General features: G+C 35.7%; 15 protein-coding genes. 8 read left to right on the top strand and 7 right to left on the bottom strand.

What is annotated here, in order from left to right; all coding sequences use genetic code 11:
• The first annotated feature begins 34 nt into the window (after window positions 1–34).
• The 6 genes from AC5YGD_RS06390 to AC5YGD_RS06415 are packed head-to-tail and all read left to right on the top strand — an operon-like array spanning window position 35 to window position 8,655.
• A complete protein-coding gene (locus AC5YGD_RS06390) occupies window positions 35–652 on the top strand; it encodes a DUF502 domain-containing protein (protein WP_496141158.1) in 618 nt (205 codons plus the stop codon).
• Window positions 649–2,403 carry an aspartate--tRNA ligase gene (aspS, locus tag AC5YGD_RS06395; protein ID WP_496141159.1) on the top strand — a complete coding sequence of 585 codons (1,755 nt, stop codon included), beginning with the start codon at window positions 649–651 and terminating at the stop codon, window positions 2,401–2,403. Before AC5YGD_RS06390 ends, aspS begins: the two co-directional genes overlap by 4 nt.
• 2 nt (window positions 2,404–2,405) lie before the next feature.
• Window positions 2,406–3,374 (top strand): quinolinate synthase NadA, encoded by a 969-nt coding sequence (gene nadA, locus AC5YGD_RS06400; protein ID WP_496141160.1) that lies wholly within the window; start codon window positions 2,406–2,408, stop codon window positions 3,372–3,374.
• 23 nt (window positions 3,375–3,397) lie between these two features.
• Window positions 3,398–4,138 carry a YebC/PmpR family DNA-binding transcriptional regulator gene (locus tag AC5YGD_RS06405; RefSeq protein WP_271540958.1) on the top strand — a complete coding sequence of 247 codons (741 nt, stop codon included), beginning with the start codon at window positions 3,398–3,400 and terminating at the stop codon, window positions 4,136–4,138.
• Entirely contained in the window at window positions 4,135–7,974 is a 3,840-nt protein-coding gene (purL, locus tag AC5YGD_RS06410) for a phosphoribosylformylglycinamidine synthase (protein ID WP_496141161.1), read from the top strand. Before AC5YGD_RS06405 ends, purL begins: the two co-directional genes overlap by 4 nt.
• Window positions 7,975–7,998: 24 nt before the next feature.
• Window positions 7,999–8,655 carry a YgjP-like metallopeptidase domain-containing protein gene (locus AC5YGD_RS06415; protein WP_496141162.1) on the top strand — a complete coding sequence of 219 codons (657 nt, stop codon included), beginning with the start codon at window positions 7,999–8,001 and terminating at the stop codon, window positions 8,653–8,655.
• Window positions 8,656–8,667: 12 nt separating this feature from the next.
• Here the strand turns inward: AC5YGD_RS06415 and grxD are convergent, their stop codons facing one another.
• From grxD to trhO, 3 genes are all read right to left on the bottom strand, one after another.
• Window positions 8,668–8,994 carry a Grx4 family monothiol glutaredoxin gene (grxD, locus tag AC5YGD_RS06420; RefSeq protein ID WP_271540954.1) on the bottom strand — a complete coding sequence of 109 codons (327 nt, stop codon included), beginning with the start codon at window positions 8,992–8,994 and terminating at the stop codon, window positions 8,668–8,670.
• A 70-nt stretch (window positions 8,995–9,064) separates the two neighbouring features.
• A complete protein-coding gene (locus AC5YGD_RS06425) occupies window positions 9,065–9,655 on the bottom strand; it encodes a methyltransferase (RefSeq protein WP_496141163.1) in 591 nt (196 codons plus the stop codon).
• A 69-nt stretch (window positions 9,656–9,724) separates the two neighbouring features.
• Window positions 9,725–10,672 (bottom strand): oxygen-dependent tRNA uridine(34) hydroxylase TrhO, encoded by a 948-nt coding sequence (trhO, locus tag AC5YGD_RS06430; RefSeq protein ID WP_496141164.1) that lies wholly within the window; start codon window positions 10,670–10,672, stop codon window positions 9,725–9,727.
• 178 nt (window positions 10,673–10,850) lie between these two features.
• Between trhO and dxs the strand changes: the two genes are divergently transcribed.
• On the top strand, window positions 10,851–12,653 hold the full coding sequence (dxs, locus tag AC5YGD_RS06435; RefSeq protein ID WP_496141165.1) for a 1-deoxy-D-xylulose-5-phosphate synthase: 1,803 nt from the start codon (window positions 10,851–10,853) through the stop codon (window positions 12,651–12,653).
• Window positions 12,653–13,138, top strand: coding sequence for a DUF2062 domain-containing protein (locus tag AC5YGD_RS06440; protein ID WP_496141166.1), 486 nt, complete (start codon window positions 12,653–12,655; stop codon window positions 13,136–13,138). Before dxs ends, AC5YGD_RS06440 begins: the two co-directional genes overlap by 1 nt.
• On the opposite strand, the gene ispG is transcribed toward AC5YGD_RS06440, so the two are convergent.
• The 4 genes from ispG to ndk are packed head-to-tail and all read right to left on the bottom strand — an operon-like array spanning window position 13,122 to window position 15,990.
• A complete protein-coding gene (gene ispG, locus AC5YGD_RS06445) occupies window positions 13,122–14,204 on the bottom strand; it encodes a flavodoxin-dependent (E)-4-hydroxy-3-methylbut-2-enyl-diphosphate synthase (protein WP_416694535.1) in 1,083 nt (360 codons plus the stop codon). The two genes, AC5YGD_RS06440 and ispG, sit on opposite strands and share 17 nt — an antisense overlap.
• Window positions 14,182–14,475: a hypothetical protein gene (locus tag AC5YGD_RS06450; RefSeq protein ID WP_496141167.1), complete on the bottom strand. Its 294-nt coding sequence runs from the start codon at window positions 14,473–14,475 to the stop codon at window positions 14,182–14,184. The genes ispG and AC5YGD_RS06450 overlap by 23 nt, the downstream gene beginning before the upstream one ends.
• Window positions 14,459–15,541, bottom strand: a complete 1,083-nt coding sequence (rlmN, locus tag AC5YGD_RS06455) for a dual-specificity RNA methyltransferase RlmN (RefSeq protein ID WP_416694540.1) — start codon at window positions 15,539–15,541, stop codon at window positions 14,459–14,461. The genes AC5YGD_RS06450 and rlmN overlap by 17 nt, the downstream gene beginning before the upstream one ends.
• 23 nt (window positions 15,542–15,564) lie before the next feature.
• On the bottom strand, window positions 15,565–15,990 hold the full coding sequence (ndk, locus tag AC5YGD_RS06460) for a nucleoside-diphosphate kinase (RefSeq protein WP_496141168.1): 426 nt from the start codon (window positions 15,988–15,990) through the stop codon (window positions 15,565–15,567).
• Window positions 15,991–16,035: the final 45 nt, after the last annotated feature.

Consider the following 16,035-nt stretch of genomic DNA (forward strand, 5'->3'; position numbering starts at 1 on the left):
AAATATCCTTTTTTTTGACTTACTTATTGGGCCTGTGAAGCGCTTAACAAACTATCTAATATCCGGACTTTTATTTTGGATACCGCTAGCATTAACTGTTTTAGTTATCAAATTCTTTTTAGAGGTTGTTAATAACCTTGTCCCTGAAAGATTCTTACCAGAAGCTCTTCTTAACTTAGATACCTCTATTCCTGGCTCAGGCTTTGTTTTTGTTGTCCTAATTCTTCTTATAACGGGAGCCTTAGTCACAAATATTTTAGGTCGGAAACTTCTAGATTTATGGGAAAGAGCTCTTAACAAAATTCCAGGCTTTAGGAATATTTATAATGCGCTTAAAAAAATATCTTCAACAGTACTAAACACATCAAGTGAAAGCTTTAGAAAAGCGTTTTTAATCCAATATCCTAGTAAGGGCATTTGGGTAGTTGCATTTCAATCTGGAGATTACAAAGGAGAGATTGAGGAAATTATTGGAGAGGATGTTATTAATCTATTTGTGCCGACAACGCCTAATCCAACTTCAGGATTTTTTGTAATAATCCCAAAAAAAGACGCAATAGAATTAAAAATGTCTGTTGAAGAGGCTTTTAAACTAGTTATATCTGCTGGCGTAGTAACGCCAGAAACTTTAAAAATTAAGGAAAATAAATGAGATCAAACTTCTGTGGTGAACTGAATAAAACTAATCTCAATGAAGAGGTTATTCTCTGCGGCTGGGTCAATAGAAGGCGTGATCATGGTGGCGTTATTTTTTTAGACTTAAGAGATAAGAAGGGACTTGCACAAATAGTGATCAATCCTGAAACTGCAGATACATTTAAGCTGGCTGAAACAATTCGTAATGAGTTTGTTATTAAAGTCACTGGAAAGGTTATTGCAAGAGATAGTGAAATGATCAATAAAAAGATTCCAACTGGTGAAATTGAGGTGCTTGCAGATAAAATTGAAATTTTAAATGCATCTAAGCCTATTCCATTTCAGCTTGACTCGATGGAAACTTCTGAAGAAGTTAAACTTAAATATCGCTATTTGGATCTTCGAAGAGATGAAATGCAGCAAAGATTAAGGCTAAGATCTAAAGTCACACATTTCATGCGAGATTTTATGGATAAGAATGATTTCTTAGACATTGAAACCCCTTTTTTAACAAAAGCAACTCCAGAAGGTGCTAGGGATTATCTTGTTCCATCAAGAACTCATGAAGGTAGTTTTTTTGCATTACCTCAATCCCCTCAGCTCTTTAAACAGCTTCTAATGATGTCAGGCTTTGAAAGGTATTATCAGATAGTTAAATGCTTCAGAGATGAAGACTTAAGAGCTGACCGTCAGCCAGAGTTTACGCAGCTGGATGTTGAAACTTCTTTTATGAATGAAGAGGAAATAACATCACTAATGGAAGAAATGGTAAGGGGCCTATTTAAAGAAGTAGGGAGTATTGATTTGCCAAAAAAATTTCCAACTATTACTTACGACGATGCTATTAGTCTTTATGGTGTTGATAGACCTGACTTAAGGATCCCTCTAAAATTAGTTGATGTTAATGAAATCATGAAAGATGTTGAATTTAAAGTCTTTTCTGGTCCAGCTAATAGTGAAAAAGGCAGAGTAGCAGCCCTCAAAGTTCCAGGAGGAGCAACAATTAGTCGTAAGCAAATTGACGACTATACAAAATTTGTCAGCATTTATGGCGCAAAAGGATTGGCTTACATAAAGATAAATGATGATGGGCCTTCCTCACCAATTATTAAATTTCTTGGTGATTATGTAACGCAACAAGTTATTGATTTAACAGAGGCTAAGAGAGGAGACATTATCTTCTTTGGTGCAGATAAATCCAAAATTGTAAATGAAGCCCTTGGAAGCCTTAGAGAAAAGCTAGCAAAGGATTTAAATCTTTTCGATAAAGAGTGGGCTCCAATCTGGGTGATTGACTTTCCAATGTTTGATGTATCAGATGATGGATCACTAAATGCAATTCATCATCCATTTACAGCTCCTAGCGTTGATAAAAAAACACTTTTAGAGAGTCCTGAGAAGTCACTTTCACGTGCATATGATTTAGTAATTAACGGCTCTGAAGTAGGTGGCGGCTCAATTCGAATTCATAAAAGTGAGATGCAAAAAACTGTCTTAAAACTTCTTGGAATAGAGGATGAAGAAGCAAGAGAAAAGTTTGGATTTCTACTCGATGCACTAGATTATGGCTGCCCTCCTCATGGCGGAATTGCTTTTGGTCTTGACAGATTAGTTATGACTCTTAGTAAGACAGACTCTATAAGAGACGTGATAGCTTTTCCTAAAACTCAAACTGCGGCATGTCTTTTAACTGATGCCCCTTCAAGTGTTTCTAAATCTCAACTTAAAGAATTAAATATTAAAGTTAGCCTTCCAGCTAAGTCTTAAAAATGCAAGATATAGTAATTGATCGACCGATAGAAAATTTAATTAAGGAAGCCTTAAAGCAAAATAATGCAACACTTGTTGCTCATTATTATGTCAGCTCAGACTTACAAATATTAGCTGAAGAATCAGGCGGCATAGTTTCAGACTCTCTAGAAATGGCTAGATTTGGACAAAATAGTGATGCTGAGACAATTATCGTAGCTGGTGTTAAATTTATGGGTGAAACTGCCAAAATATTATCTCCCGAAAAAAGAGTGCTTGTTCTAGATGACCAAGCCACATGCTCTCTTGACTTATCGTGCCCAATTAATGAATTTTCAGAATTTTGTGACCAGAACCCTGATCATGTTGTTGTTGTTTATGCAAACACTTCAGCTGAGGTTAAAGCTCGAGCTGACTGGGTTGTCACTTCGGGAAGTGCACTTAAAGTTGTTGAGAAACTTCATAGTGAAGGAAAAAAAGTTCTATGGGCTCCAGATAAACACCTAGGACATTATGTGCAGTCCAAAACTGGAATTGAAATGCTCATGTGGGATGGGGCATGTATTGTCCACGAAGAGTTTAAAGCTGAAGGCCTTAAAAGGTTAATGCAGCTCCATCCAGAGGCTGGAGTTCTGGTTCATCCTGAATCGCCAAAGGATGTTATCGCACTTGCAGATGTTGTTGGTTCTACAACCCAACTAATTAATGCTGCAGCTTCAAGGCCTGAAAATATGTTTATCGTTGCTACTGATAATGGTATTTTTCATAAAATGAAGGAAATAGCGCCAAATAAAAAATTTATTGAAGCTCCAACTATGGGCGAAAGTGCAGACTGCGAATCATGTGCTCATTGCAATTGGATGGCAATGAATACACTTGAAAAATGCCTTGATACTTTAATTACAGGTAAAAATGAAATTAAAATTAGTACTCAAATCATAGAAAAAGCACAACACTCAATTCATCGCTTACTAGAATTTACTAAGTAATTTTTTGGAGAAATTAAACAGATATGGCAGGACATAGTAAATGGCACAACATTCAGCACAGGAAAGGAGCGCAGGATGCTAAGCGTGGAAAAGTATTCACTAAGCTAATTAAAGAGATTGTTATTGCGGCAAAAAAAGGTGGTGGTGTTCTAGAAAATAATCCTTCTCTACGCGCTATTATTGATAAGTCTCTAGCAGCAAATATGAAGCGTGACACGATAGAAAATGCTGTAAAGAGAGGCTCAGGTGATTTAGAGGGTGATAATTATGAAGAAATACGTTATGAGGGCTATGGATTAGGAGGAACTGCCATCATGGTCGATTGCCTCACTGATAATAAAAATCGCACTGTCTCAGATGTTAGACATGCTTTTTCAAAGCATGGAGGAAATTTAGGAACAGATGGGTCAGTCGCATATATGTTCACAAAACAAGGTTTTATAAGCTTTGCCTCAGGAGATGAGGATGAAATCATGGAGGTTGCTTTAGAATCTGGAGCTGAAGATATTATTGTCAATGATGATGGCTCTATTGACGTAGTAACTAGTCCAGATAGTTTTTTTCCTGTTAAAGATGCACTCATTGCGAGTAACTTAACTCCTGATCACTCTCAAATTACTATGGAGCCAGCAAGCCGTATTGAGCTTAATATGGAGGATGCTGAGAAATTTATTAAACTCATAGACTGGCTTGAAGACCTTGATGACACCCAGGAGGTCTATCATAACGCTGAAATTTCAGACGAATTAATGTCTGAACTATGATTTCATTTCATTCGGGAATTCAAGCACTTCGAAATTTTAAAGTCAGGGATCTCAATGAAAAAATAAATTCCGCTTTTCCACATATAAAACTATTATCTTCGGAATATATTCATTTTATTGAAACAGGCTCTAAGCTTAGCAATAAAAGTCAATTAATTCTTGATAAACTATTAAATTATTCTGCTCAGTTAGACGCTTCGAACTCACTTCAAAAAATTATAATAATTCCTCGGATTGGAACCATATCACCATGGTCTTCAAAGGCAACTGATATTTGTCAGCTTTGTAGCCTTAATGAAATCAAAAGAATTGAACGAGGAATTATTTATCATTTTAGCCAAAAAATTAAATCTGAAGAATTAGAGGATATTCTTAACTTTGTAATGGATAGGATGACTGAATCTCATCTTAAAAATATTGATGATTCAAGCTTATTATTTGACGAATTAAAGCCAAATTCATACAAAAGTATAGACATCCTTAAAGATGGAAAATCTGCAATCATTAGTGCAAATGTTGAATTAGGCCTTGCCCTTAGCGATGGTGAAATGAATTATTTGTACGATAACTTTTATAAACTAAGAAGAAATCCCAGAGACATTGAGTTAATGATGTTTGCTCAAGCTAATTCAGAGCATTGTAGACATAAAATTTTTAATGCAGACTGGACCATCGATTCAGAAAAACAAGCAATCTCACTATTTGACATGATTAAGAATACTTATCATAAAAGTCCAAAAGGACTTCTATCAGTCTATAGTGATAATTCAGCTGTTATGAGTGGCTATAAATCAAGTTTTTTTGAGCCCAACCATGAAGGTGTTTATACAACATCAATTGCAGAAAAAGCGGTGTTAATTAAAGTAGAAACTCACAACCACCCTACGGCAATTGCTCCTGAACCTGGAGCTGCAACCGGATCGGGAGGAGAAATTAGGGATGAAGGCGCAACGGGAAGAGGATCAAAACCAAAAGTAGGTCTTAGTGGATTTTCAGTTTCAAACTTAAAAATACCAAATTCAATCAACCCCTGGGAAAAAGATTATGGTAAGCCAAGTCAAATTGCATCTGCTCTTGAAATTATGATTGATGGGCCTCTTGGCGCTGCTTCATTTAATAATGAATTTGGCAGGCCAAATACTTGTGGATATTTTAGGACATATGAGCAAAAAACTGAAAATAATGAAATTAGAGGCTATCACAAACCAATTATGCTCGCTGGCGGCCTTGGAAATATAAGAGAAGACCATGTCGAAAAAGGCTTAATTTCTGAAGGAGATGTTCTCATAGTTCTTGGTGGTCCTGCTATGTTAATTGGCTTAGGTGGTGGCGCTGCATCAAGTGTGGGTAGTGGAGATCAGAGCCAAGAGCTTGACTTTGCTTCAGTTCAAAGAGCAAACCCAGAGATGCAAAGACGTGCCCAAGAAGTTATTAATTCTTGCATTCATTTAGGTAACAAAAATCCAATTGTTTCAATCCATGACATTGGTGCAGGTGGGCTTTCAAATGGAATCCCTGAACTAGTCAATGACTCTCAAAAAGGTGCTAATCTTCAACTAAGATCAATACCAAATGACGAAACAAAAATGTCTCCACTTGAGATATGGTGCAATGAGTCTCAAGAAAGATATGTTCTTGCGATTAAAGAAGAGAGCGTTGATTTGTTTCGTCAAATATGTATCAAAGAAAGAGCACCTTTTGCTGTCTTAGGAAATGCAACCGATAATCAGCATTTAACTCTTGAAGACTCTCATTTTAAGAATAAACCAATTGACCTTGAAATGTCTTTACTCTTTGGATCAACTCCAAAAACTCTCAAAGATGTATCATCACTTCCAAATAATGAGAAGGAAATTAATTACAGCACAATAAAGCTTAATGAAGCTATTAATCGCCTTTTAAAACTTCCTACAGTTGCAAGCAAAAATTTCCTAATAACTATTGCTGATCGCTCAGTTACTGGGCTCATTGCCAGAGATCAAATGATTGGACCATGGCAAGTACCTGTTGCAGATTGTGCTATTTCATTAGCAGACTATTCTGGATACCAAGGTGAAGCCATGTCAATTGGTGAAAAAACGCCTTTGTCCCTCATTAATGCAGCGGCAGCGGCAAGAATGAGTATTGGAGAAGCATTGACTAACCTACTCAGCGCCTATATTGAAGACATAACTCACATCAATCTCTCGGCTAACTGGATGTGCGCAAGTGGATTTCCAGGAGAAGATGCAAAGCTTTATGAGGCTGTTAAAGCAATTGGTATCGAGCTTTGTCCCAAATTAGGACTAACAATACCCGTTGGCAAAGATTCAATGTCTATGAAAAGCACATGGAATGAAAATGGAGATGAAAAATCAGTTACAGCGCCTCTATCCTTAATAATTAGTGCATTCTCAAAAATACCTGATGCAAGACTACAAATCACACCCTTACTTGATACCAAAATTGATTCAGAGCTCTTTTTAATTGATCTAGGACTAGGAAGAAATAGAATGGGAGGGTCTTGTTTAGCACAAGTTTACAACCAAGTTGGAAAAACTTCTCCAGATCTTGATGATCCAATTTTATTTGCTAAGTTCTTTTCATTAATAAATAAGTTCAATAAAGAAAAGTTAATTAGCGCTTATCATGATCGCTCTGATGGAGGTGTTATTACAACTTTATTTGAAATGGCATTTGCATCTCATTGTGGTATGGAGATCATTGGCACTAATACTATAAATGAACTCTTTAATGAGGAGTTGGGCTGTATTATTCAAATCCCAATTATAAATAAATCTATAGTTCTCAAAGAACTTGAAGACATTGGCCTTAAAAAATTCATAAGGCCTATTGCTAAGGTAAATAATACTGATGAAATTTTAATCTACCAAGAAAAGAGGTTAGCATTTCGCGAACAGAGAAAGAATCTTCATAAAGAGTGGTCATCAACCTCTTTTGAAATTTCTAAGCTTCGAGATAATCCAATATGCTCAGAGTCAGAAAATAAGGAGCTACTAGAAACATCTGATGGTTTAAAAGTTAAAACGACTTATGATATTAATGAATCTATAAGTGCACCTTATATAAATATCGGAATAAAGCCAAAAATTGCTATTTTAAGGGAGCAAGGTATCAATGGCCATGTTGAGATGGCTGCTGCTTTTACGCAGGCTGGCTTTGATGCTTATGATGTCCACATGAGTGAAGTTCTTTCTGGAAATAAATCATTGAAACATTTTCAAGGTCTAGCAGCATGTGGCGGTTTTTCATATGGTGATGTTCTAGGTGCAGGTAGAGGCTGGGCAAACTCTATCCTTCTAAATAGTAAGGCAAAAGATGAATTTTCAGAATATTTTTCAAGAACTGATAGCTTTACTCTTGGTGTTTGTAATGGCTGCCAAATGGTTTCAAATTTAAAAGAAATTATTCCTGGCTCTCAGAATTGGCCTTCATTTGAAAAAAACACTTCAGAGCAATTTGAAGCTCGCTTTACAAGTGTTAAAATTGAACAAACTAACTCCATACTTTTTAATGGAATGGAGGGCTCTATTATGCCAATAGCAATTGCCCATGGAGAAGGAAGGGCAAAATTTACCACTCAGCAAAGTAAAAGTAATATTGCTATGCAATACGTCGATTACTCAGGCAATAAAACCCAAACTTATCCACACAACCCAAATGGATCAGAAGACAGTATTGCAAGTATGTGTGATGACTCAGGAAGAATTACAATTATGATGCCCCACCCTGAAAGAGTTTTTAGATCAATTCAAAACTCATGGCATCCTGATGATTGGCAAGAAAGGTCGCCATGGATGAGGATGTTTGAAAATGCCAGAAAGTGGGTTGATTGATAGATATGAATAATAATTACCTCTATGCTGCCTGACCAAGTTATTAGAAGCAATAGAAAAACTTTAAGCATTTCTATTAATGAAAGTGCTGAATTAATAGTGCGCGCACCAAATCGAATATCTGATCAAAAAATTCAAAATTTTATTAATGAAAAAGAGAATTGGATTACAAGAAATCAATCAGCAATGAAGGCCCGCGTGGAAGAGGCAGGAAAAGATAAAAATATGCTTCTATATCTTGGAGCACTTTTTCCATTAAAAACTGATAATAACGCTAAAAAGATTTCTTTTAATGGCAAAGAATTTTTAGCTGATCTGCAAAATAAGGAAAAAACCAATAAATCTTTAAAAACTTGGTACAAAAATAAGTTTAAAGAAGTTGCAGTTCCACGACTATTTTATTTTGCCGAAAAACATAATTTACAGGTCAATCAAGTGAGGATTAAAGAGCAGAGAACGCTCTGGGGATCTTGCTCTTCCAGAAACAATATCAACCTAAATTTTCTTCTCATTATGGCGCCATTAAAAGTAATTGACTATGTCATTATTCATGAATTAGTTCACACCATTCATAAAAACCATTCAGCAAATTTTTGGAGCGCAGTTGAAGAGATTATGCCTAACTATAAAGAAGCTAAGCATTGGCTTAAAGAAAATGGCTACAGGTTAAGAGCCTTATAGCTAATTATTTTTTTAGCCGTTATACTTTTCTACAGCCTCTTCCATAGCCTCTTTCAATGTATCTTGCTCTGCCATTTCAAGAATAATATCACCACCACCAACTAATTCAGAATTGAAATAGATTTGGGGAAATGTTGGCCAGTCAGCAAAGTCAGGAAGGCTTTGAAAAACCTCCTGGTCTTCAAAGATGTTAACAAATGCAAATTCAACGCCCGTTGAAGCTAACGTTTGAGATGCGCGAGCTGAGAAACCACACTGAGGAAACTGAGGCGTTCCTTTCATGTAAATAACTATCGCTGCACTATCAACTTGTTTTTGAATTTTTTCTAATACGTCCAATTTAATACTCCCAATTTTTTTTACTATTTTAGTATAGTATTTACAAGACTACAAAGATTTGTAAAAACAATTATTGCTTAATTGCCTGAGAGATTACATACTTTTGACCTTGTTTAATTTTTTTATAATTACCAAAAACCGATTTAAAGTTATTTTTTATAAAGTCTTTTAGCCCATTGATTGTAACGACAGTAATTACGCCATCAGGTTTTAGAGCGTCCAAAGCATCATAAAGAATTATTGATAGCTGCTCACGTCCAACTTTAGCAGGAATATTTGAAACAATTTGATTAAATTTGATGTCGTTAGGGATTTGCAAAAAAGCATCTGAGAGGTACGCTTTTGCATTAACAATGTTATTAAGTTTTGCATTATAGTTTGCAAGATCCACTGCAACAAAGTCTTTATCAACCATATGGACTTCACCCATAGTACAGTGTTTTGCCAGCGCTAGGCCAATAGGGCCATAACCACACCCTAAATCTAAACAAACATCATCAATATCAGCACTAAAGTGCTTCATCAAAAGCTTAGTACCATCATCTAGGGCTCGAGGGCTAAAAGTACCCCATCGAGTATGCAGTTTTAGATTTGAATCAAATAGCTCTACATCAAGAACTATATCTTTTTTTAATTTAGCAATGTCTTTGCGCTCAAACATTTGTCAACCTTACTTAGAAGTGATAATTATATAGAACTATAAAAAATCGATGTAATGCTAATATTAGCATTAATTTAATTGTATTTTTTGTTTTTTTGCTATTACTTTTTTAGCATCATCACCTATGTGTGACTCTCCGCGACTCTTTGCAAGCTGCACCTGTTTTTCTCTTTCACGGTAGCGACTTACTTGTGACGAGTTTTTTGTTCCATAACACCTTGGGCAAGAGGCTCCTTTTTCATAATGAGGATGCTCTTTATCTTCATCAGTAATTGGAAATCTACAGGCATGGCACTGATCATATTTTCCAAGCTCAAGATTATGTTTAACAGCAACCCTATCATCAAAAACAAAGCATTCACCTTCCCATAAACTTTCATCTTCTTTAATTTCTTCAAGATATTTTAAAATTCCACCCTGAAGATGAAAAACATTTTCAAAGCCTTTTGATTTTAAATAAGCTGTAGATTTTTCACAGCGTATACCACCAGTACAAAACATGGCAATTTTTTTATCGCGATATTTTTCTAAATTATTTTTAGTATAGTCTGGGAACTCTCGAAAAGTCTCAGTATTCGGATTAATAGAGCCCTTGAAACTTCCTATTTCAAATTCATAATTATTTCGAGTATCAATTAAAACAACGTCAGGGTCATTAACAAGCTCATTCCAATCAGCTGGCTTAACATAAGTACCAGAAGAAAATATAGGATCAATATCTGACACCCCTAGCGTCACTATTTCTTTTTTTAACTTAACCTTAAGTCTTTTAAATGGAGGTTTCTCGCTATAAGAAAATTTATACTCAAGGCCAACTAGTCTCTCATCTTTTTGAAGGTAATCAAGGGATTTCATAATGCTTTCATTATCACCAGCAATCGTTCCATTGACTCCCTCTTTAGCTAATAATAAAGTGCCCCTAATATTGAGTGATTCTAAAAATATTTTAAGAGGGTCTTGAATTTCTTCAAAATCATCTAGACGAGTAAACTTATATAAAGCGCAAATAGTGAGCATATTTCACAAATGAAAAAGTAGTATGTTAATTTTACTAGCCAGTTGTATTATTTTTTTACTATTTAACCTTTTAAATAAAGATTAAAACTACATTAGGGCTCCACTATTCTTAATACTGACAAGTGTATAATATTTTTCTTTTGCTCGATGAGCATCGATAAATCAGTTTAACTCAATAATGCTAAATAATATTCATAAGCCAAGTGACATAAAAAAACTAAACATTGAAGAATTAAATGATCTTGCTTTGGAGATTAAATTATTCTTAATAGAGAGTATTGAACAAACTGGCGGGCATCTAAGCTCAAATCTTGGAACTATTGAATTAACCCTTGCAATGCATTATGTGTTTGACACTCCAAACGATACCTTTGTTTGGGATGTTGGTCATCAAGCATATACTCACAAGATCCTAACTGGTAGAAGAGATTTGATGTCAACTCTGCGTCAAAAAGATGGCTTATCTGGCTTTACGAAAAGAAGTGAAAGTGAACATGATGCTTTTGGCGCTGGTCATTCATCGACCTCAATAAGTGCAGCACTTGGTATTGCAATTGCTAACAAATTACAACAAAAATCTGACACTTCAATAGCAGTTATTGGAGATGGAGCATTAAGTGGGGGCATGTCATTTGAGGCCATGAATCATGCAGGTGATACTGATGCCAATCTGCTAATCATTCTTAATGACAATGACATGTCGATTTCTCAGAACGTTGGGGCTTTGAGTAAATATCTAACTAGACTTATTTCTGGAAAAATATACTCAACTATGAAGTCAAAGTCTCTTGAATTTTTGGAAAGATTACCACGTGTCCAAAAATTTGCTAAACGCTCAGAAGAGCATCTAAAAGGAATGTTTCTTCCAGGAACGTTATTTGAAGAGCTTGGGATAGAGTATTTTGGACCAATTGATGGCCATGATATCCCCGTATTAATTAAAGCTTTACAAAATTTAAAAAATATCGAAAACCCTCGAATTCTCCATATCATTACTAAAAAAGGTCATGGACTAGAGGCTGCAGAGCAAAATCCATTAAAGTTTCATGGAATTTCTCCACCATCAAGTTCATCAAACAACTTTCCAAGCTACAGTAAAGTTTTTGGCGAGTGGCTATGTAATAGAGCCAAGAATGATGAAAGAGTAATTGGAATAACTCCGGCAATGTCTGAAGGATCTGGCATGGTGAATTTTGAAAAAAACTTTCCTGAACGCTTTATTGATGTCGCAATTGCAGAGCAACATGCTGTCACGCTAGCTGGAGGAATGGCAACTAAAGGATTAAAGCCAGTTGTGGCAATCTATTCAACATTCTTACAGCGTGGTTATGACCAGTTTATTCATGATATCGCGTTACAAAATTTAAATGTTATTTTTGCTATTGATCGTGCTGGACTTGTTGGGGCCGATGGCGCAACGCATGCCGGTATTTTTGACTTAAGCTTTTTGAGGTGTATTCCAAATATTGTTATTATGGCGCCAAGCTCCTCAATTGAAATGTACAAGGCCCTTAATTTTTCTCTTGAGTTTGATGGGCCAGTATGTGTAAGGTTTCCAAGAGGTAAGTCAGCTATTGAAGAGTTTGTAACAGATCAATCACTAGAAATTGGAAAAGGAAAAATCGTCAGGACTGGTAAAGATATTGCTATTTTTGCATTTGGTAATATGCTTGAACCAGCTCTTAGCGCATCTGAAAAGATTAATGCAACAGTTATTGACATGCGTTTTGTTAAGCCGCTAGATGAAAATTTAATTATCGATACTGCCAACAGTTATAAAAAACTAATCTCAATTGAAGACAATACTGCAAGCGGTGGCGCTGGAAGTGCCATTAATGAATTACTTCAATCGATAAACATTAAAACGCCGCTCCATATCCTTGGCGTGCCTGACTTAGTAACCGAACATGGATCTCAAGACGAGCTTTATTTGCTTTATGGATTGCATGAAGAAAACATCATTAATGTGGCAAAAAATTAATGAAGGCAACGCTAAAAAAATATAGTCCAAAACGTGAAAATGTTAATTTAGGATGGCTTAATAAATACCTAACTGATCCGGAGCTATGGAAATGGAATAAGAGATCTATCGCTAAAGGATTTGCTGTTGGTCTTTTTTGCGCATTTCTTCCAATACCAGTTCATATGCTACTAGCTGGAATCCTTGCGGTTGCTTTTTCTGCGAATATTTTGCTTTCATTACTTGTTGTTTGGGTAAATAACCCACTTACTATTGTGCCAATTTTCTACTTTACTTATAAATTAGGTGCCTCCATTATTGGAGTTGAAATCGATCCTGAGTTTGAATTTTCATTTGGCTATTTGATGAATAACTTTTGGTCGGCGACACTAGCTCTATGGGTTGGAGGCATAATTACCTCAATTGTGGCATCAACATTAGGGTATTTTTCAATTATTTCAATATACAGGTACAAAGCACTGAAAAGAGTTAAACGTTTGAAATAGGAATGCGCCTTCTAATGCTGGCTTCTAAAGTGTCAACTAGTGATTCATTCTCAACCTTACTGTGAGTTTTTCCGTCTATATACAGTAGATTTGGAGAGCCACCAGTAAGGCCAACACTGACCTCCTTCGCCTCACCTGGTCCATTAACAACGCAACCAATTACAGCAACATCAATTGGCTCAGTGATATCTTCTAATCGGGCTTCAAGTTCATTAACAACCGAAATTACGTCAAATTTTTGTCTTGAGCATGATGGGCATGCAATCAAATTAACGCCCTTCTTTCTTAAATGAAGTGACTTTAAAATATCAAAACCAACTTTTATCTCATCCACAGGATCTGATGCAAGAGAGACTCTAATAGTATCACCAATACCTTCGCTTAAAAGCAAGCCCATTCCAATTGAAGATTTAACAGTTCCAGAGCGAAAAGATCCAGCTTCTGTAATACCTAGGTGCAGCGGATTATCAATTTGAGAAGCTAATTGACGATAAGCAAATATAGTCATAAAAACCTCAGAAGCTTTAAGTGAAACCTTAAAGTTATCAAAGTTTAGTCTATCTAAAATATCAATATGTCTAAATGCAGATTCAACCATCGCCTCTGGAGTCGGCTCAGTGTATTTTTTTTGTAAATCTTTTTCAAGGGATCCAGCATTAACACCAATACGAATTGGAATCCCATTATCTTTTGCAGCGGCAACAACCTCCTTTATTCGATCCTCTTTACCAATATTCCCAGGATTAATTCGTAAACAGTCCGCACCATATCCTGCAACTTTTAAAGCAATTTTATAATCAAAATGAATATCAGTAATTAGAGGGATATTAACACGTGTCTTTATTTTTTTAAACGCTTCAGCTGCGTCCATAGTCGGAATTGAAACTCTAACAAGATCAGCTCCAGCTTTTTCAAGAGATAAGATTTGTGAAACTGTTGAGTCGACATCACATGTATCAGTATTAGTCATACTCTGCACAGTAATTGGAGCATCTCCGCCAATGGCAACATTGCCGACAAAAATTTTCTTAGAAACCCTTCTTTTAATTTTGTGTGCTTGCTTCATAAGTGCTTATTACTTCATCAAGATTTTCAGTTACTTCCTTAATTTCTTTTGGAGAACTTAAATTATTACTATTTTCAACAACTATATTCTCACTCACATCATCAAGACTTGGCTGACTAATTATGATTGAATTTGATTTACTTTCAGTTCTATCTTCTCCCTGAAAATAATACCATATAGCACCAAAAATTAAAAAAAACAAAGAAAGCCAAAGCAGCCTCCTCTTTAAAGGTTTTTTCTTTTTAGGATAATAATTAATCCCGTCCAGCACTTCTTCTACTCTTATCTACAACTTTTCCAGCTAGTTGGCCACATGCTGCATCAACATCATCACCTCGCGTTCTTCTCGTAGTAGTTCGAATTCCTGAGCGATACAAGATATCTTGAAATTTATCAATAGCAATGTCATTTGAAGTTGTATATTTCGTTTCAGGGAAAGGGTTGAAAGGTATTAGGTTGACCTTAGCTGACTCACCCTGAAACCAAAAATTTATTAGTTTTGAGAGCTCCTGAGCTTGCTCAATAGAATCATTAACACCCTTAAGCATAACGTACTCGAACATTACATGTCGCTCTTGAGTTCCTGCATTCAAGTAGTAATGACAAGCCTTCATTAGCTCTTTAATAGGATATTTTTTATTAATTGGGACAAGTATATCTCTTAATTCATCATTAGGAGCGTGCAATGAGATGGCCAAACTTACCGGAACTGTGTCTGACATTCTCTTTAGTGCCGGAACAATCCCTGATGAAGAAACAGTAACCCGTCTCCTAGAAAGTCCAAATGCCCAGTCATCCAAAAGGATGTCACATGCATCATAAACAGGGGATTCATTAAGTAATGGCTCGCCCATTCCCATAAAAACTACATTAGAAATTCTCTTATTTTTGTCCTTTAAATGGTTTTGAGCAATTAATACCTGTGCAATAATTTCATGGTTTTGAAGGTTACGATTAAATCCTTGATAGCCTGTCGAGCAAAAAGTACAAGCCAATGAACAGCCAACTTGAGAAGATATACAAAGTGTTCCTCTATCTTTTTGAGGTATATAAACTGTTTCAATATGATTTTCTTCACCCAACTTGATTACCCACTTAATAACCCCATCTTTTGAGTTATTGATGGAGGTTACTTCAGGCAATTCAATAGAAGCAATTGCCTGAAGTTTTTGTCTTAAGTCTTTTGAGAAGTTATGCATATCACCAAAGTCTAAAGCACCTTGGTGGTAGATCCACTGCATAATTTGTTTTGTACGAAATGGTTTTTCGTTTAAATCAGAAAAAAACTTCTTAAGCTTAACTTGAGTAAGTCCTAACAAGTTTTGTTTTTCTAACATTACTAAGTCTCTTTTTAAGTTATTTATCTAGTTCTTGGACAAACACCATCATCACCAAAAAAATATGCAATTTCTATTGCAGCGTTTTCTTGAGAGTCTGAACCGTGGACAGCATTTTCGTCTAAAGACTCTGCAAAATCTGCTCTAATAGTCCCAGTATCTGCTTCTTTTGGATTAGTCGCACCCATAATTTCACGATGCTTTGCAACTGCATTTTCGCCTTCAAGAACTTGAACCATAACTGGCCCAGATGTCATAAAGCTTACAAGATCTTTATAAAAAGGTCTGTCTTGATGAACAGCATAAAATCCACCTGCCATTGCTTCATCTAAGTGAATCATTTTTGATGCAACAATTTTAAAACCAGCATCTTCAAAACGAGAGTAAATTTGACCAATTACGTTTTTAGCCACAGCATCTGGCTTAATTATTGATAAAGTTTGTTCCATGGACAATTCCCAGTTAATTAAAAAGCCGGTATTTTACCATGCAGT

The organism is Candidatus Pseudothioglobus sp. uisw_070, assembly GCF_059512545.2.